At 53.4% G+C, this 18,132-nt stretch carries 19 protein-coding genes; 2 read left to right on the forward strand and 17 right to left on the reverse strand.

The features are described from left to right. Positions 1 to 289 precede the first annotated feature (289 nt). Positions 290 to 733, forward strand: coding sequence for an Hsp20/alpha crystallin family protein (locus tag AC4ED1_RS12570; RefSeq protein WP_490939113.1), 444 nt, complete (start codon positions 290 to 292; stop codon positions 731 to 733). 148 nt (positions 734 to 881) lie between these two features. On the opposite strand, the gene lysS is transcribed toward AC4ED1_RS12570, so the two are convergent. The 13 genes from lysS to hslO form a co-directional block, all read right to left on the reverse strand. Then, positions 882 to 2,375, reverse strand: a complete 1,494-nt coding sequence (lysS, locus tag AC4ED1_RS12575; RefSeq protein WP_490939115.1) for a lysine--tRNA ligase — start codon at positions 2,373 to 2,375, stop codon at positions 882 to 884. Positions 2,376 to 2,403: 28 nt separating this feature from the next. Beyond that, the gene (gene greA / locus AC4ED1_RS12580) at positions 2,404 to 2,883 is read right to left on the reverse strand and encodes a transcription elongation factor GreA (RefSeq protein WP_490939117.1); all 480 of its coding nucleotides are present in this window, start codon (positions 2,881 to 2,883) and stop codon (positions 2,404 to 2,406) included. Positions 2,884 to 3,021: 138 nt separating this feature from the next. Continuing rightward, positions 3,022 to 3,942, reverse strand: coding sequence for a DUF8754 domain-containing protein (locus AC4ED1_RS12585; protein ID WP_490939119.1), 921 nt, complete (start codon positions 3,940 to 3,942; stop codon positions 3,022 to 3,024). A 124-nt stretch (positions 3,943 to 4,066) separates the two neighbouring features. Further along, the gene (dusB, locus tag AC4ED1_RS12590; RefSeq protein ID WP_490939121.1) at positions 4,067 to 5,065 is read right to left on the reverse strand and encodes a tRNA dihydrouridine synthase DusB; all 999 of its coding nucleotides are present in this window, start codon (positions 5,063 to 5,065) and stop codon (positions 4,067 to 4,069) included. A 58-nt stretch (positions 5,066 to 5,123) separates the two neighbouring features. Next, the gene (locus AC4ED1_RS12595; protein WP_490939123.1) at positions 5,124 to 5,330 is read right to left on the reverse strand and encodes a helix-turn-helix domain-containing protein; all 207 of its coding nucleotides are present in this window, start codon (positions 5,328 to 5,330) and stop codon (positions 5,124 to 5,126) included. Then, positions 5,285 to 5,830: a 2-amino-4-hydroxy-6-hydroxymethyldihydropteridine diphosphokinase gene (folK, locus tag AC4ED1_RS12600; protein WP_490939125.1), complete on the reverse strand. Its 546-nt coding sequence runs from the start codon at positions 5,828 to 5,830 to the stop codon at positions 5,285 to 5,287. The genes AC4ED1_RS12595 and folK overlap by 46 nt, the downstream gene beginning before the upstream one ends. A gap of 19 nt (positions 5,831 to 5,849) precedes the next feature. Next, entirely contained in the window at positions 5,850 to 6,215 is a 366-nt protein-coding gene (gene folB, locus AC4ED1_RS12605) for a dihydroneopterin aldolase (protein WP_490939127.1), read from the reverse strand. Between the two features lie 30 nt (positions 6,216 to 6,245). Next, positions 6,246 to 7,430: a dihydropteroate synthase gene (gene folP / locus AC4ED1_RS12610; RefSeq protein WP_490939128.1), complete on the reverse strand. Its 1,185-nt coding sequence runs from the start codon at positions 7,428 to 7,430 to the stop codon at positions 6,246 to 6,248. Positions 7,431 to 7,451: 21 nt separating this feature from the next. Continuing rightward, on the reverse strand, positions 7,452 to 8,330 hold the full coding sequence (locus tag AC4ED1_RS12615; RefSeq protein WP_490939130.1) for an aminotransferase class IV: 879 nt from the start codon (positions 8,328 to 8,330) through the stop codon (positions 7,452 to 7,454). Next, on the reverse strand, positions 8,327 to 8,905 hold the full coding sequence (gene pabA / locus AC4ED1_RS12620; protein ID WP_490939132.1) for an aminodeoxychorismate/anthranilate synthase component II: 579 nt from the start codon (positions 8,903 to 8,905) through the stop codon (positions 8,327 to 8,329). The genes AC4ED1_RS12615 and pabA overlap by 4 nt, the downstream gene beginning before the upstream one ends. Next, the gene (locus tag AC4ED1_RS12625; protein WP_490939134.1) at positions 8,902 to 10,419 is read right to left on the reverse strand and encodes an anthranilate synthase component I family protein; all 1,518 of its coding nucleotides are present in this window, start codon (positions 10,417 to 10,419) and stop codon (positions 8,902 to 8,904) included. Before AC4ED1_RS12625 ends, pabA begins: the two co-directional genes overlap by 4 nt. Before the next feature lie 116 nt (positions 10,420 to 10,535). Next, the gene (gene cysK, locus AC4ED1_RS12630; RefSeq protein ID WP_490939136.1) at positions 10,536 to 11,462 is read right to left on the reverse strand and encodes a cysteine synthase A; all 927 of its coding nucleotides are present in this window, start codon (positions 11,460 to 11,462) and stop codon (positions 10,536 to 10,538) included. A gap of 57 nt (positions 11,463 to 11,519) precedes the next feature. Beyond that, positions 11,520 to 12,401, reverse strand: a complete 882-nt coding sequence (gene hslO / locus AC4ED1_RS12635; protein ID WP_490939138.1) for an Hsp33 family molecular chaperone HslO — start codon at positions 12,399 to 12,401, stop codon at positions 11,520 to 11,522. 300 nt (positions 12,402 to 12,701) lie between these two features. On the opposite strand from hslO, the gene AC4ED1_RS12640 reads away from it, so the two are divergent. Then, positions 12,702 to 13,895, forward strand: a complete 1,194-nt coding sequence (locus AC4ED1_RS12640) for a DNA polymerase IV (protein ID WP_490939140.1) — start codon at positions 12,702 to 12,704, stop codon at positions 13,893 to 13,895. Positions 13,896 to 13,908: 13 nt separating this feature from the next. On the opposite strand, the gene AC4ED1_RS12645 is transcribed toward AC4ED1_RS12640, so the two are convergent. The 4 genes from AC4ED1_RS12645 to hpt form a co-directional block, all read right to left on the reverse strand. Then, positions 13,909 to 14,673: a type III pantothenate kinase gene (locus AC4ED1_RS12645; RefSeq protein ID WP_490939142.1), complete on the reverse strand. Its 765-nt coding sequence runs from the start codon at positions 14,671 to 14,673 to the stop codon at positions 13,909 to 13,911. 37 nt (positions 14,674 to 14,710) lie between these two features. Then, on the reverse strand, positions 14,711 to 15,556 hold the full coding sequence (gene nadC, locus AC4ED1_RS12650; protein WP_490939144.1) for a carboxylating nicotinate-nucleotide diphosphorylase: 846 nt from the start codon (positions 15,554 to 15,556) through the stop codon (positions 14,711 to 14,713). Between the two features lie 94 nt (positions 15,557 to 15,650). After that, entirely contained in the window at positions 15,651 to 17,522 is a 1,872-nt protein-coding gene (ftsH, locus tag AC4ED1_RS12655) for an ATP-dependent zinc metalloprotease FtsH (RefSeq protein WP_490939146.1), read from the reverse strand. 56 nt (positions 17,523 to 17,578) lie between these two features. Next, positions 17,579 to 18,115: a hypoxanthine phosphoribosyltransferase gene (gene hpt, locus AC4ED1_RS12660; protein WP_490939148.1), complete on the reverse strand. Its 537-nt coding sequence runs from the start codon at positions 18,113 to 18,115 to the stop codon at positions 17,579 to 17,581. Positions 18,116 to 18,132 lie beyond the last annotated feature (17 nt).

The raw sequence follows: 18,132 nt of genomic DNA on the forward strand, positions 1-18,132 counted from the left end.
GAGCTATATTATCACGTTCATCTGAAGGTCTCAATCTCCCCGATGAAACAAACAAAAACAAAAACGCTAATTTCGACTGATTGCTCGATCTTTAATCCCAAGATCTCGATCACAATAAACTTTTCGCGCGGTCTTAAGCAAGTGCCCCGTACGCATCTCCCACCGCTTTTGCTGTACCGATAACGGAGATCGATGAAATCCAAAACTCAATTCCGCCAAACCAATTGAATAAAAAAAATGACTTGAGGAAGAATTAGCCTGTAAAAACTCTCAACAGGAGGTTGTGTTTATGGCTCTCATTCCTTACGAACCCTTTCGTTATTTGGAAAACATGAGACGCGAACTGGACCGCTTCTTCACAACGGGAATCCCCGCTCCATGGCACGTATTGGAGGGAAACTTCAGTGTTCCCCGCATCGATGTGTATGAAACCGAAAATGAGGTTGTAGCGACCTGTGATCTGCCCGGCCTGGAAAGAAAAGAGGATGTGGATATCGACATCGAAAACAACATCTTGACCATCAGCGGAACGGTGAACAAAGTCAACGAAGTCCGGGAACAGCAAATGTACAGACAGGAGCGGTTTACGGGACGCTTCCAACGATCCGTCACCCTGCCCTCCCGCGTCTCTTCCGAAGGCATTAAAGCAACTTATAAGAACGGCGTCCTCGAAGTGCACATGCCGAAAGTCAAAACTGCTGCGAAAAAGAGAATCGACGTGGAATTCCATTAGTCAAAAAATTGATACAATAATGAGTAAGCCTCCAAAACCACTTCTAAAGTGGAGATGGAGGCTTCGTTCGCTTATAAATTTTTAGTCAAAGCGGGACGCCAAAAATCAAAAAATGACTTATGGGACAGCCCCCTTTTGCAAATCCGGCTTATCGGTCCCGCATCAACGGAAACAGCAAAACATCCCGGATCGACGGCTGGTCGGTCAGCAACATAACAAGACGGTCAATGCCGATTCCCAATCCGCCGGTGGGAGGCATGCCGTACATCAACGCATTGATGAAGTCTTCATCCATTTCGTGTGCTTCGTCGTTGCCCGCTGCCTTTTCCTCCAACTGTTTTTCAAAACGCTGCCGCTGGTCGATCGGATCGTTCAGTTCGGTGAATGCGTTCGCGTGTTCACGGCCGACAATAAACAATTCGAACCGGTCGGTGAATCTCGGGTCGTCCGGGTTCTGTTTCGCCAGCGGCGAAATCTCCACCGGGTGTCCGTAGACGAAGGTGGGCTGAATCAATTTGTCTTCCACAAACTGCTCGAAGAATTCATTTAAAATATGCCCCACCGAATGGTGTTTTTCCACTTTCACCCCATGCTTGTCCGCCAGCCCGCGAGCCTCATCCAGCGTAAGCTGCCGGGAGAAGTCAACACCGGTGGCTTCTTTTACAAGATCCACCATTGACGCCCGGCGCCATTTCGGCGCCAGATCAATCTCCTGCCCTTGGTAAGCGATTTTCGTTGTGCCGAGAACTTCCTGCGCTATATGAGCAATGCAATTCTCCGTCAGATCCATAATGTCGTGAAAATCGGTATAGGCCCAATAAAGCTCCAGCATCGTAAATTCCGGATTGTGACGCGTCGATATCCCTTCATTCCGGTACACGCGTCCGATTTCATAAACCTTTTCCAAACCGCCAACGATCAATCTTTTGAGATGGAGTTCGATCGCAATCCGCATGTACAACTGCATGTCCAACGCGTTGTGATGGGTGATGAACGGCCGGGCCGCAGCTCCTCCGGCAATCGCGTGCATCGTCGGGGTCTCCACTTCCAAAAATCCCAAATCATCCAGGTACCGCCGCATGGATTGAATGATCCGGGAGCGCACGATAAACGTATTCCGCACCTCCGGGTTGACAATCAAATCAACGTATCGCTGCCGGTACCGCATTTCAATGTCGGTCAGCCCGTGGTATTTTTCCGGAAGCGGGTTCAACGCTTTGGTAAGTACGGTCAGCTCTTTCACTTTCACCGTGGGTTCGCCCATTTTCGTTTTAAAGACAGACCCTTTCACGCCGATGATGTCGCCCATTTCAAGCTGTTGAAAAACGGCGAACGCATGCTCTCCGACCGTGTCCAGGCGCACATAAATCTGGATCCGCCCCGTCATATCCTGTAGATTTGCAAAGGCAGCCTTGCCCTGTGGACGCAGCAGCATGATGCGTCCGGCCACCACTACATCAATCGTTTCTTGTTCAAGCTGCTCTTTTGTTTTATTCTTCGCATACGCCAAAATGTCAGCTGCTGTATGCGTCCGTTCAAACTTTTTGCCGAACGGATCCACACCGAGCTTGTACAATTCCGCAAGCTTTTGTCTGCGCACCCGGTGTACGTCGCTAAGTTCCATCAAGTTTTGTTCTGGCATCCTCTACTACCCCTTGTTTCCGTATGAATCACGCTTTTTTAATATCGAGTATTTCGTATTGAATAACGCCGGCCGGTACGTTGACATCGACAACCTCACCTATCGTTTTGCCCAAAAGGGCCTGACCGACCGGAGACTCGTTGGAAATTTTATTTTCAAGCGGATCCGATTCGGCCGAACCGACAATCGTATATTCAACGATATCGCCAAGCTCCAGGTCTTTCAGCTTAATCGTCGAGCCGATGCTGACAATATTGGTATTCACTTCGGAGTTGTTAATGATGCGGGCGTTCCGGAGCATTTTCTCCAATGTGAGAATTCGCCCCTCGATGAATGCCTGCTCGTTCTTCGCGTCTTCATACTCGGAGTTTTCCGAAATGTCTCCAAAGCTGATGGCGGTTTTAATCCGTTCCGCCACTTCCTTTCGCTTGACCGTTCTCAGATATTCAAGCTCTTCTTCCAATTTTTTCAGTCCGCCTGGCGTTAACAATACCTCTTTATCAGACACTGTGCGCCGCTCCTCACTTGTGAAATCCGCCTATAACCTTAAGAATAGGCAGAAAGCACTGCCATTTGACATGGCAGTGCTTTGGCTCTTCTTTTCGATGTTTCATTATATGGTAGAAAGTGCCGATTGTCAACGTTTTCAGGCTTCCGGCAAACTGCGCTGCAACACTTCAATGTGCGGTTCCATACCGAGCCGTTCGATCATTTCCCGATAATCGCTTGCCGAAAGCTCCTCCGGTTGCCGTCCCGCCAGCGCAACCAGCAAAGCTTCCATCACATTGGTGCCGAAACTGCGCCCTTCCAGATGCGGGGTTGTCGTGACAAGCACCCGCACGCCACGTTCTTTCAGCAGCAATTTGTCGGCGGCCGTCACTGTATTCGTCAACACGGTTTTTCCCGAAAGATCGACCGGCATATAGCGGCGAATAAAATGGAAATCTCCGGCGATTACATCCGCTTTCCGATAATATGCCGCAAATCTGCTCGTCACGCGATCCTGCTTCCCGCCAGTCGGATACAGATAACGAATCGGCAGTTTGGTGATTACCGGCGCCGCTATTTTTGCGATCCGTTCAAGAGCGGCAAGCGTTCGAATCGGTACGGGAATCCCCAAGCCAAACATCAAATCGCCAAACAACACGTCGCATCCGAGTCCGACCAGCGCTTCCGCCATCCCGAACCGGTCCACGGCGCTCACCAACAAAACCTTTTTCCCGCGCAGGTGCACATCGGGGTGATCGGCCAATTTTTCCACCACGTAGCGCTCCAGCGTGTTTTTTAAACCGCTTCCGTCCAGAATGGGAGTTTTGACCGCCTCTCGCGCGATCATCTCCGCTTCCCGGAATGCAAACCGTTTTTGATTGACATAAATATACCTGTCGATGCCCCCCATTCCAAAAGCGTCCACCGAACCGTCCAGTTCCCGGATCAGTTCGATCAGACGCCTGCGGTCCCCGTCCGTGCCGATGCGCTCAATTTGCACATGCTCACCCAAAAATGAGGTCCGCACGGAATGGTTGCGCCTGGATGATCCGAGACTCACGCTGACCACACGTTTCATACCTGTCGACTCCCGCCAGAAAAATAAAGGATCCCATTTTCCTCCAGTATGCGCGATTTTTAAACGATTATACAAAAAAGGCCCAACCTGTCTTAGCAGGTTGAACCTAGTTTTGCCCAAAAAATCAGACCAAAGCCAACTCTCGTTGTTTGAGATACTCCAGGTAATCAAGCAGCACTTTCCGCATTCCGTCGCGCGTTTCCTGTTCGTTGAGGATACTTCGCAATTCGGCGGAATTGTGCAGTCCCTTCATGTACCACGAAGCATGTTTGCGCATCTCTTTTATCGCGATCACTTCACCTTTGTGCTCGACCAGCAGGTCCATGTGACGCAAGCAGACCCGGATTCTTTCTTCCGCGGAAGGCGGCGGCAGCTCCTCGCCCGTCTTGAGATAATGGACGACTTGTTGAAAAATCCACGGATTGCCGTGGGCGCCCCGTCCGATCATGACCGCGTCGCAACCGGTGGTTTCAAGCATTTTTTTTGCCAACTGCGGCGTCGTCACATCGCCGTTCCCGATCACCGGAATCGAGACGGCTTCCTTCACCTTGCGGATAATGTCCCAATCAGCCCGGCCCGTATACATTTGTTTCGCGGTTCGTCCGTGAACCGCCACCGCTTTCGCGCCGGCCTGTTCCGCCGCCTTGGCGACCTCCACCGCGTTGATGTTGTTGTCGTCCCAACCTTTGCGGAATTTGACCGTTACGGGCAAATCCACCGTTTTGACCACCGCCTCAATAATCCGGCCCGCCACCTCGGGGTCGCGGGCGAGTGCGGCGCCCGAACCGTTCTTGTGAATCTTTGTCGCCGGACAGCCCATGTTGATATCGATCAGATCCGGTGTGTGCTCTTGCCGCATCACGAGTTCCGCCGCTCTGACCATCGACTCCAGATCGCGTCCGACAAGCTGCAGCGACACCGGATGCTCCTCCGGTAAGATCCCCAGCTTCAGGCGGGTCTTCTCGTTGCCGTGCACGATGGCCTTGTCGGACACCATCTCCGCACAGACGAGACCTGCTCCCATTTCCTTCGCCAATTTCCGGAAAGGCGGGTTGCAGACGCCCGCCATCGGTGCCAGCACTACGTTGTTTTCCATCTGTACGTTCCCAATTTTGAACGTCATACGTCCCACCTCCCATTGTCCATTAAAGAAAACACAGGCATTGCCGCCTGTGTCGGAATTACGATTCATTTCCCCGCAATTCGTTCTCGGTCACCCCGAGAATTCTCGAAATCTTTGCCAGCACTTCTTTGGAGGGCTCACGGGTTCCCCGTTCGATGCCGCCGACAATGGCAATTGAGATGCCGAGCAGGTCAGCCAATTCCTGCTGTGTCAAATTTTTCAATTTTCGATAGGCACGCAATCGCTTGCCGAGGGCTTCTCCCATCGCCGCACACCTCCCTGACCGGCAACTTGTTCCGCCATCTTCGAAACGGTCAGCCCCAAAACGGGATGCACAAAATCAGGCGCCAAATCCCGCAGGGGCAAAAGGACAAACGCCCGTTCTTGCATCCGGGGATGCGGGATGATCAAATCCGGGTCATTCGTTACTAGTTTATCATAAAAAAGGATGTCGAGATCAAGTGTCCTGGGCCCCCACTTTTCCACTCGCACGCGGCCGAGTTCTTGTTCAATCTTTAAAATCTCGGCCAATAAAGCGGCCGGCGGCAATCCGGTCCGGACGCGGATCACCATATTGAGAAAATCCGGTTGGTCGACATATCCGACGGCTTTGGTTTCATAGACAGGAGACTGCTCCACCACTTCAATGCCTTTCCGCCGGAGCGAATCAATCGCCTCCGAGAGATAGCGTTCGCGATCCCCAAGATTTGAACCCAACACCAAAAACGCTTCATGCAATTGTCTCCCGGCATTTTTTTCGTCCACGATCGGATCCACCTTCTCCCTACCGCTCTCGCCCTCGTTCAATCTCGATTGACGCCCCCGCGACAATCCCTTCAATCGGCGGCGTGACTTTCGTCACCTTCACCCTCACCGAACGGACTCCCGCAAATTTTTCCAACACACGCGAGGCAATCGTCTCGGCGACCGCTTCAATCAGTCTGTATCGCTCAAGTTGGGCCGTTTGTTTCACAACGTCATAGATCTCGACATAATTCAAGGTGTCCTGCAAGTCGTCCGTTTGTCCGGCGCGGCTCAAATCGGCGGTCAATTCCAGATCGATTACAAACCTTTGACCCAGTTTCGCCTCTTCTTCGAACACGCCGTGATAGGCGTAAAATTCCATTCCGTGCAGACCGATTTTGTCCATATGACCACCCTTGGGTAATCTCTTGTCCGTCTAGCGTACCAGAGCATCCGTCATCCGGGCAACCCTTTTCATTTGTTTCACGTCATGCACCCGGACAATGTCGACTCCCTGCGCGATCCCCAACGCTACAGTGGCGGCCGTTCCCTCGACCCGCTCGTCGACCGGCAGTCCCAACGTGTTGCCGATTACCGATTTTCGCGAGGTTCCCAAGAGCACCGGATACCCGAGTCCGCAAAAATCGGCCAGATGCCGCAGCACCAGCAGATTGTCTTCATACGTCTTGCCAAACCCGATACCCGGGTCAAGGATAATGTTGTCGTCTTTTACGCCGGCCGCCAGCGCCAGTTCGACGCATTCCCGCGTCTCCCGTATGACGCCGTCCATAACATCCGAGGCGAACGGCTCGTGCCGGTTGTGCATCAAGATGACGGGGACATGAAGTTCCGCACACGTCCGGGCCATATCCGGATCCTTTTTGAATCCCCACACATCGTTGACGATGTGAGCGCCCGCTTGCACTGCCGCCTTCGCCACAACCGCCTTGTACGTGTCGACTGAAATCGGAACCCGTACCTGCTTTGCCAGACGTTCGATCACCGGGATCACCCGGCGCAGTTCCTCTTCCGCAGCAACAGGCACGTGTCCGGGACGCGTCGATTCCCCGCCGATATCCAGGATATCCGCACCGTCATCTACCAATTGCTGCCCGTGCCGCACCGCTTGCTCCACATCGAAGAAGCGGCCACCATCCGAAAAAGAATCGGGAGTGACGTTCACGATGCCCATAATCAAAGTCCGCTTGCCGATCGGCAACTCATAAGGGCCGCAGCGGATGATCCGCTCTGCTTTTTTCCGGCAGGCCCGCGCCAGCACTTCTTCCAATTCGCCCGCAAGGCGTTTCAACCCAAACGGCTGTGTTTTCAGCTTCGGAATCAGAATCTCAAACTGCCGGACGGTGGCCATCAACACCAGCGAGGAGCGCTCAATCGACAAAGCCGCAACATCCCTGTGGACGGCCGCGTCACCCCCGACCGCCAGCAATTCCTGTTTCAGGATGTTGGCCGCCTTCAACCCCACATTGTCAACGCGGATTGCCAGCATCAGCCCTTTTTTTGCCATGATGCTGTTGCCGGTCTCGGTGGAACCGACCCGCCGCAGTTCTTCCAGCAAATGATCCTCCGACCGGATATGGATCAGGTAAGGATGAAACTCCATGTCGCAACCCCTTTCTCGATTTCACCGTCTCCGGGCAGCACACTCTCCCTGTCGGGCTTTTGCGTATTCTTCCATCAGCCTGCGGGTCACGGGGCCGGGAGACACGGGAAATTCGCGGCCTTCCACCGAACGGATCGGGACGATTTCAGTTAAGGAATTGGTCGTGAACCCTTCCGTAAAACCGGCCAGGCGTTCGATGCCAAACCTCGTTTCTTCCACCGCGATTCCTAGCCTACGGGCCAGTTGGATAACAAAAGCCCGCGTGACTCCGGGGAGTATACCGGTGGCTAAGCATGGTGTCAGAAGCCTGCCTCCCTCCGCAAAAAACAGGTTCGACACGGTCCCTTCAGCAATCGTATCATCACCACCCAACATAATGCCCTCCGCATAACCGCGATCCGCCGCTTCCCAGGCGCCGATGAGCGAATTCAAATAATTCAGCGACTTCACCCTTAACCCCGTTTCTGGCGTATTGCGGCGCGTTTCAAGGATGCAGAGGTCGCGTCCGCGTTGATACGCTTCCGCTGGCGGAAGCGCAAGCTCATTCGCAAAAATCAGCAAGGTCGGAGACCCAAACTCCCCCCGTATCCCCATCGGTCCGGGACCTCGCGCTACGGTAATCCGCACATAAGCGTCCGCAAGCCGATTTTCGCGAAGAAGCAATGAAATCGCCTGTTCCGTATCCTCATCCGTCCAGCTTAACGGAATCCGCATAAGCGACGCCGACTGGCGCAATCGTTCCAAATGTTCCCGCAGCAAAAAGACCCGTCCGCCGTAAGCGCGCATCGTTTCAAAAACGCCGTGACCGTATAAGAAACCATGGTCAAATACGGAAATATGAGCATCTTGCGGCGGCAAAACGCGTCCGTTCAACCAGACTTTCAATATGGAATCGGTCATGCGCAAACACCCTCTTGCCGCAAGAAATTCCGAAGCAGCGTCTTGCCGTGTTCGGTCAAAATCGCTTCCGGATGAAACTGCACGCCTTCCACGGGATATTGGCGGTGCCGGACCGCCATGATTTCGCCGGCGGCCGTCCATGCGGATATTTCCAAACAGGGGGGCAAACTCCCCCGCTCCACCACCAGTGAATGATAACGGGTTACCCGGAAAGGGCTTGGGATCCCGGAAAAAATCGTTCCGCCGTCATGTTCAACCAGAGAAGTCTTGCCGTGCATGGGATTTTGCGAGCGCACCACGGTCCCGCCAAACGCCTGCGCAATTGCCTGATGCCCCAAACAAACGCCGAGAATCGGGATTTTGCCGGCAAAATAACGGATCGCTTCCAGTGAGATCCCCGCTTCGTTGGGGGTACACGGCCCCGGTGATATGACGATCCGGTCGGGGGCCATGTCGCAAATGTCCTCGATGGTCAGGCAGTCATTGCGCCTTACCACCAAATCTTCGCCCAATTCTCCAAGATACTGCACCAGATTGTAGGTAAACGAATCATAGTTGTCGATCATCAGAATCATGACGGCACCCCCGCCTGACGATGCGCCCTTTCAAACGCCTGCCAGAGAGCTTCCGCTTTTCGCAGGGATTCGCAGTATTCCCGTTCGGGCACCGAATCAATGACCACACCGGCCCCCGCTTGCACATACGCCCTGCCGTTTTGGATCACCATGGTTCTGATTGCAATATTGAGTTCCATATCGCCGGTAAACGACCACCAACCGAAAGAACCGGTATAGATTCCACGCCGAACCGGTTCCAATTCCTCAATGATCTCCATGGACCGGATCTTGGGAGCGCCGGTAATCGTTCCACCCGGAAAAACGGCCGCCAGCAGATCGGTCGCATCCAGCCCTTTGCGCAACCTTCCGTTGACATGCGAAACAATATGCATCACATGGGAGTATTCCTCGATTGTCATGAATTCGTCCACGCTGACGCTGCCGTATTCGCAAACACGCCCCAAATCGTTGCGTTCCAAGTCGACCAGCATGATGTGCTCCGCCCGTTCCTTCTCGTTCTCGATCAATTCTTTGAGCATGCGCAGATCATCGTCGCGGTCTCCGCTTCGCTTCCTGGTTCCGGCGATCGGCCGCGTCTCCGCCAAATTCCCGCGCAGCCGGACCAGCAGTTCCGGAGAACAGCTTACAATGGACAGTTCCGGAAACTCCAGCAGCCCCATGTAAGGGGAAGGATTGATTTGACGCAGTTCCTCGTATACCGCTTGCGGCGGCACCCGGATCGGGCGCGATTCCCGCAGGGACAGGTTAACTTGAAACACATCCCCCGCACGGATGTATTCTTTTATTTTTTCGACAGCAGACTCGAATTCTTCTTTTGAAAGCGAAAATGATCGCTCATGAACCGCGGAAGTTGACAATCTGAAATCTTGGCGGTTTGCCGCAGGTTCCGTGGAATGTTCGGTCTGTCGCCGTGTTTGGGACGTTCCCGTTGGGTCCGGTGGTATTTCCGTCAGCCACTGTTGCATAATTTTTAATTGATTGACCGCTTGTTCGTACTCATGGTCTTGGGATACGGTCGTCGCCAGATACAGCTCTTCCGTCAGGTGGTCCAGCACAATCAGCCAAGAAGGCTCCATCAGGTACAAGTCCGGAGTCAGCAGGTCGTCCCCGGCAATCTCGGGCAAGCGCTCAATCGTCCTGCTCAGGTCGTAGGAGACAAAACCGACCATCCCGCAAAGAAACGGCGGGAGTTCCTCCCCCAGTTCTTCACTGCGTGGCGCTCGCCGCTCCGCCAGCCATTTTCGCAAAAACTGCAGCGGCATTCCCCTGCTTCCATCGTTTGTCGCACCGTTTTTCATCCGAAAAACAGCCTTCGGTTCACCGCCGATAAAACTGTACCGGCCCACCTTTCCGCTCTCCAACAAGAAACGGTAAGTGCCGGCAGGCGTCCGCCGGTAGAGATCCCAAGGTGAAAAGATGGTATTTTTTAATTTGATCCCAAGAGGAACGCGTGCGTACCGCCGCAAAAGACGCTCAACCTCTTGACGTTGCGGTTTGATTGCACTTTCCAAGCCGTTTCCCCATTTCCCGCTCTAAAAGCGCAGTTGTATCGTACTTTAAAGAGAATCCCCTATTTTATCATAAAGAAAAAAGCCCGTGAAAGCCACGGGCCATTTTTCGCCGTCAATTACTCGAACTGGAACAACGCGGTGGACAGATAACGCTCGCCTGTGGACGGAGCGACGGTGACCACTTTCTTGCCGGCTCCCAATTTCTTCGCTACCTGCAGTGCCGCATAGATGTTTGCGCCAGAAGAAATTCCCACCAAAATTCCTTCTTCTTTCGCGACTTTGCGTGCATATTCGAATGCGACTTCGTTGTCGACGGTAATCACTTCGTCAATCACGCCACGGTTCAAAATCTCCGGCACGAAGCCCGCACCGATTCCCTGAATCTTGTGCGGCCCGGGTTGACCTCCGGACAACACGGGAGAAGCGGACGGTTCAACCGCAACCACATGCACGTGGGAACCGATTTCCTTTTTCAGAACTTCTCCTACGCCGGTAATCGTTCCGCCCGTGCCAACACCCGCCACGAACGCATCGACTTGGCCGTCCATTGCCTCGAGAATCTCGCAAGCGGTGGTCTCCCGGTGAATCTTCGGATTGGCCGGGTTCTTGAACTGCTGCGGGATGAAGTAATTCGGATTCTCAGCCTTGATTTCCTCCGCCTTCGCGATTGCCCCTTTCATCCCCTGCGCACCCGGGGTAAGCACCAGCTCCGCGCCATAAGCCCGCAGCAAGTTGCGGCGCTCAAGCGACATCGTGTCAGGCATGACGAGGATCGCGCGATACCCTTTTGCCGCGGCCATCATTGCAAGGCCGATCCCGGTGTTGCCGGATGTCGGTTCGAGGATCGTATCCCCGGGTTTGAGAATTCCTTCTTTTTCCGCTTCTTCAATCATCGAGAGAGCGATCCGGTCCTTCACGGAGCCTCCGGGATTGAAGGATTCCAGTTTCAGATAAATTTCCGCGTCGTCAGGACCTGCAACTTTGTTTAATTTCACAATCGGCGTGCGACCGATCAACTCGGCGATCGAGTTAAAAACTTTCACCCTGTTAGCCCCCTTTTGTAATTTCCGAGTAAACTTCCTGGTTTAATGTATATTCTACTACTTTTGTTGCGTCCGGTCAATGAGCGCTTCCAATTCTTGTCCGGTGAAGTAATATTTTTCTTTGCAAAACGAACAAACCAGCTCCGCGCCTTGGTTCTCCTGTACCATATTCCTCAATTCATCGGCCCCAAGCGACACCAAAATATCCCACAAGCGCTCCCGGTTGCAAGTGCACCGGAAAACGACCGGAATCCGCTCGTGGATTTTCACCTCTCCGGGGATCAAACGGGTCAGGATCTCCTCCGGAGTGATGCCATCCGACAATAACGAAGTAACTCCCGGAATTTGCGACAGTTTTTCTTCAATATAAGCAATGTCGTCATCGGAGGTGCCGGGAAGCACCTGCAAGAGGAAGCCACCCGCCACCTTGACGGAATGATCCCTGTCGACCAGCACACCTACCCCCACAACCGACGGGGTTTGTTCGCTTTGTGTAAAGTAATAAGCGAAGTCTTCGCCCAATTCGCCGGAAATCAATTCCACCGAGCCGCTGTAAGGTTCTTTCAGTCCCATATCTTTTGTCACGTACAAAAATCCGTCCGTCCCGACCGCACCGCCCACATCCAGCTTGCCGGCCGCATTGAGCGGCAAATCGACTTGCGGATTGGTGGCGTAAGCGCGAACTTCCCCTTTCGCATTCGCATCAACGACAATCTGCCCGATCGGGCCTTTTCCGTTAATTCGTATCGTCAATCGGTCATCCCCTTTTAACATAACCCCCATAATAGCCCCGATTGTCGCGGCCCGACCGAGTGCCGCCGTCGCAACCGGAGTGGTTTGATGGCGGCTGCGAAGTTCCGCGACCAATTCTGTCGTTATCGTGCCAAACGCCCGCAGATTTCCGCCCAATGCGGTGGCTCTGACAATATAATCGCCCATTGCCCGTCCCCCTGACTCACTCGTCCTCTTATTCCAATTATGTTAGCACGTTCTCTCCTTCGGAAAAAGTATGCGCTTTTCCGGGCAAAAAAAAAGAGCCCGCGAAGGGCCCAAAGGAAGGAAGGTGTGAGAAGGTCAAACCAAGCGTTACGATTCTCAACGACAGTATAATTGAGAGAGATTATCATTGTCAATTATTTTTGCGACATTATTTTTTCTGCCTTTTCTGTGCTGTCGCAGTAAATTCGTCGGATTTGAAAACATTTCGTTTGTTATACTTGAATGGAAGGGGGTGCCGGGATGGACAATCGCAGAATCCTGCATGTCGATATGGACGCTTTTTTTGCGGCTGTCGAACAGCGGGACAATCCCGCTCTTCGCGGAAAACCGGTAATCGTCGGGGGGGCCGCCGACTCGAGAGGCGTCGTGTCGACCGCTTCCTATGAAGCACGCCGCTATGGAATTCACTCGGCGATGCCGATGAAAGAGGCAAAACGCCGCTGCCCGCACGGCATTTTCCTGCCCGTGAACGGAGCCAAATACCGGGCGGCCTCCCGTCAAATTTTTGCCATTTTTCGCCGTTACACCCCGCTTGTGGAAGGGCTTTCCCTCGACGAGGCGTTTCTTGACCTGACCGGTTGCGAGAAGTTGTTCGGCCCTGCCGAAGAGATCGCGCGGAAAATCAAATCGGAGATTCGCAATGAAGTGGGACTCACCGCTTCTGTCGGGCTCTCTTACTGCAAATTTCTTGCCAAAATGGCGTCCGATCTGGAGAAACCCGACGGGTTGACGGTCATCGAACCGCAGGATCTCCCCATCCTTATTCATCCACTGCCGATTGCCAAGCTTTGGGGCGTGGGAAAAAAAGCGGCTCTCCAACTCGAGCGGCTCGGCATTCGGACAATCGGCGACGCGGCCCGTATGGATCTTCACTCAGTGCGCCGTCACATCGGCAGTTTGGCCGATCATGTTGCCATGTTGGCGCATGGGATCGATCCCCGGCCCGTTGAGCCTTATCATGACCGAAAATCAATCGGGCAGGAAGTGACTTTTGCGGAAGACGTGAGTGACATCGAGTTCTTGCACACCACTTTGCTGGCGCAGTCGGAAACGGTTGCCCGCGAGTTGCGCCGGCGTCAATTGGAAGCTAAAACGATCACTCTCAAATTGCGGTACCCGTCTTTTCGCACCATCACTAGAAGTCACACATTGACCGAACCCACCCAACTGGATGGGGTTCTCTATGAGACGGCCCGCGTGCTCTTGGCCAAGTGCGAATTGAAACCGCGCCAAAAAATCAGGCTGATCGGTATTGCCGCAAGTGGATTGGTTCCCGTAAGGAGTTACCGGCAAATCACCTTGTTTGACCAACCGCACGAAAAATCGCATAAACTGATGCAAGCCATCGATTCGATCAGGGACAAATTCGGAGAACGGGCGCTCACCAGAGCCCGATTGATAAAGAGGAACAGGCAGGACCATAACCGGTTATGAAAGCAAAAACGAACTATCGATTTTTTTCCCAAATCATGCGCAAACCCTTCAGTGTCAAAAACGGGTCGACCTCTTCAATCGTATAGGAATCGCCCGCAATCAACTTGGCGAATCCGCCGGTGGCAATCACTTTAAACGGCAGTCCCATTTCCTGTTTGATGCGGTTGACAATCCCGTCCACCTGGCCGATAAATCCGTAGTAAACACCCGATTGTATGTTGCTCACCGTATTTCGCCCGACCACGGATGGCGGGCGGACCAGCTCGATTCGGGGAAGTTTGGCCGCCCGTTGAAACAGAGCGTCAGTCGAGATCCCAATCCCCGGCGCAATCGGCCCCCCCAAATACTGCCCTTTTTCATTCAAAACGCAAAATGTGGTGGCAGTACCAAAATCGACTATAATCAAAGGCGGTCCGTAAATCTCAAGCGCCGCCACCGCGTTGACAATTCGGTCGGCTCCCACTTCTCTCGGATTTTCCATGTGAATGTTCAGACCGGTTTTGATTCCGGGGCCGACCACCAGAGGTTTGATTCCAAAATATTTGTCGCACATCCGTTCAAGCGCAAACATCAGGGGCGGCACGACGGAGGAAATCACGATCGCGTCGATGTGCTGAAACCGGATTCCCTTATCTTGAAACAAATTTTTTACGATAATGCCCAGCTCGTCTTCCGTTCGTTCGCGGACCGTGGCAATCCGCCAATGATGAAACAACGCGTTCCCATCGTAAACCCCCAAAACGATGTTCGTATTTCCCACATCAATTACGAAAATCAACTGAACTCCCCCCCTGCTCCCGGCCAGTCTGAAACGCTTATTCCCCCGTCAGCAACTCGAGTGAAATATCGAGGTTGCGAACCGCCGAAGTGATTGCGTCAATCGTGATGTAATCAACGCCCGTCTTTGCGATGTCGACGATCGTCTCCTCGGTAACGTCCCCCGAAGCCTCGGTGATGGCGCGGCCCGCGATCCTGTCGACCGCTTCCCGCATGGTCTCGGTGCTCATGTTTCCCAGCAGGATAATATCCGCTTTGACTTCAAGCGCTTCTTCGATCTGTTCCAACGAATCCACTTCCACCTCCACTTTGGTGGTATGCGGAATATGATGCCGTGCGGCCATGATCGCTTGCTTGATTCCTCCCGCGATCCGGATGTGGTTGTTTTTGATCACAACCGCGTCGTACAAGCCAAACCGGTGATTCCGTCCGCCGCCGACCGTAACCGCGTATTTCTCCATCAGACGCAGACCGGGAGTCGTTTTGCGGGTATCCACGATCTTTGCGTTGTAATAGCGAACAAGTTCCACAAACCTGGCAGTCCGGGTTGCAATGCCGGAGAGTCTTTGAACAAAGTTGAGCGCAACCCGCTCACCCGTCAGAATCGAACGGGCCGACCCTGCAATTTCAAGGATGGCTTGTCCCGCCGCAACGGCGTCCCCGTCTTTGGCGCGGGCCGTCAGCTGCAAATCAGGATCCAACGCTTTGAACACCAGTTGCGCCACCGGGAGCCCCGCCAGAATTCCCGGTTCGTTCATGACAAGAATCCCCTTGGCTTTTTGCCCTTGCGGTACGATACTGTTCGTCGTAATGTCCCCAAACCCGATATCTTCTTCCAATGCCCGTAAAATGAAAGGTTCAACCGCTCGATGATCCATCTTCATATTCATGGCACCTCTTGCCCGGGGAATTTTCCCCTGATTGGTTTCAGAAAAGCACCCGGAACCCCCGGGTGCTTTTTTCGCTTCGGCAAAAATCCTATTCCAACTCGTTTTGGTCTTCCTGTTCGGGCTGACTGCCATTCGCTTGTTTGCCGTTTGGCGACATCAACCGGCCATGTTCCATCAATTCATGAATTTGCGCCTTATCAAGCGTTTCTCTCTCCAGCAGCGTTTGTGCCAGCAACTCCAACTTGTCGCGGTGTTCGGTAAGAACCTGCTCGGTCCGCTTGTAACAAAGGTCCATCAACTCGCGCATTTCCTTATCGATCTCGTACGCGATCGCATCGCTGTAGTTCTGTTCGGTAGCGATGTCGCGACCCAGAAACACCTGACCTTGCCGATGTCCGAACTGCAGCGGACCGAGTTTCTCGCTCATGCCGAACTCGGTGATCATTCGCCGGATGATACCGGTTGCCCGCTCCAAGTCGTTGTGGGCGCCGGTCGAGATCTCGCCCAGCACCAGTTGCTCCGCCACGCGGCCGCCAAGCAAACCGGAAACTTTATCGAGCATTTCGCCTTTGGTTGCAAACCAACGGTCTTCTTTCGGCAGCATCACCGTGTAACCGCCCGCCATGCCCCGCGGAATGATCGTGACTTTGTGAACCTCGTCGGCACCTTCGAGAAAATAGCCGACAACCGCGTGTCCCGCTTCGTGATAGGCCACCAACCGGCGTTCTTTCTCGGATATTACGCGTGACCTCTTCTCTGGACCGGCAATCACACGGTCGATTGCCTCGTCGATTTCAGGCATTTCGATTTCTTTCTTATTGCGCCTTGCGGCCAACAAGGCCGCTTCATTCAACAAGTTTTCAAGATCCGCGCCGGTGAATCCGGGAGTCATCTTCGCGATGCCGTCCAGATTGACATCCGCCGCCAAAGGCTTGTTTCTGGCGTGTACTTTCAGGATTTCCTGACGGCCTTTCACATCCGGGCGGTCAACCGTAATCTGCCGGTCGAAACGGCCCGGACGCAGCAATGCGGGATCCAGAATGTCCGGACGGTTCGTCGCGGCAATGATGATAATCCCTTCGTTCGCGCCAAATCCGTCCATTTCAACGAGCAATTGGTTCAACGTTTGCTCCCGTTCATCGTGGCCGCCGCCGAGACCGGCTCCGCGGTGGCGTCCCACAGCGTCAATTTCGTCAATAAATATGATACAGGGCGCATTTTTCTTCGCTTGTTCGAACAAGTCACGCACGCGGGACGCACCGACACCGACAAACATCTCCACAAAGTCGGAACCGGAGATCGAGAAAAACGGGACACCCGCTTCCCCGGCAACCGCCCGCGCAAGAAGGGTCTTACCGGTGCCCGGAGGCCCGACAAGCAGGACACCCTTCGGGATCCGCGCCCCCAAAGCGGCAAACTTCCTCGGGTCTTTCAGGAATTCGACGACTTCCACCAATTCGTTTTTCTCTTCGTCCGCACCGGCCACATCGTTAAATGTAACCTTTTTTTTGTCCTCGGTATACAATTTGGCACGGCTTTTGCCGAAATTCATCACCTTGGAACCGCCGCCCTGGGCCTGGTTCAAGAAGAAGAAAAAGAGGATAAACATGATAATAAACGGCAAAATGCCGGTGAAAACCGTAATCCACACCGAATCGCGCGGCGGTTCGTTGATTTTCACATCCGCCTTGGTGGTCAGCAGTTCCTGTGAAAACACTTCGCTGATAATCGCACGCGAGGTGATCTTTTGACCGTCATACAACGTCACGTTCAGCCGCAACGTAAGACCGTCAGGAGTGACCTCAACGGCTTTCACGTTGCCGGCACGCATTTGCTCGACAACATAATTGAACGGTTTGTCGACCGTTTCTTTGTTTCCCCCGGTAACAAATGTTGCAATCCCTACAATGATCAGAAAAATCATCAAATAAAATCCGAGATTCCGGAAAATTCTGTTCATCTCCTACCTCCTCCCGGTCACGACGCGGAAAGTTGAGCCGACGACCTTCATCATTGTCAACTGTACACTTCAGGTTTTAGGATTCCGACATAGGGCAAATTCCGGTATTTCTCCGCATAATCGAGACCGTAGCCGACTATGAACTCATCCGGGACTTCAAATCCCAAATAATCGGGCTGGATCTCAACCTTGCGTCCGCCGGGCTTGTCAAACAGGGCGATAATCCGTACCGACGCGGCATTTCGCCGCAGCAGGGAATCCCTTAAGTAAGACAGTGTCAACCCCGTATCGACAATATCTTCGACGATCAATACATGCCGCCCTTCCAAGGCGGTCTCCAAATCCTTCAGAATCCGTACGACACCCGAAGATTCCGTCGATATTCCGTAGCTCGATATCGCCATAAAATCCATTTCAAGCGGAATGTCAATCCTTTTCACCAAGTCCGCCATGAAAAGAACGGCGCCCTTCAGAACACAAACCGCCAACGGATTTTTACCCGCATAATCCCGTGCAATTTGCGCTCCCAGTTCCGCAATCCGGCCCTGAATCTGTTCTTCGGTGAACAGGATTTCTTTCAAATCATCGTGCATTCTTGTTGGACCTCCTG

The sequence above is a fragment of the Effusibacillus sp. SKA8 genome, assembly GCF_058273125.1.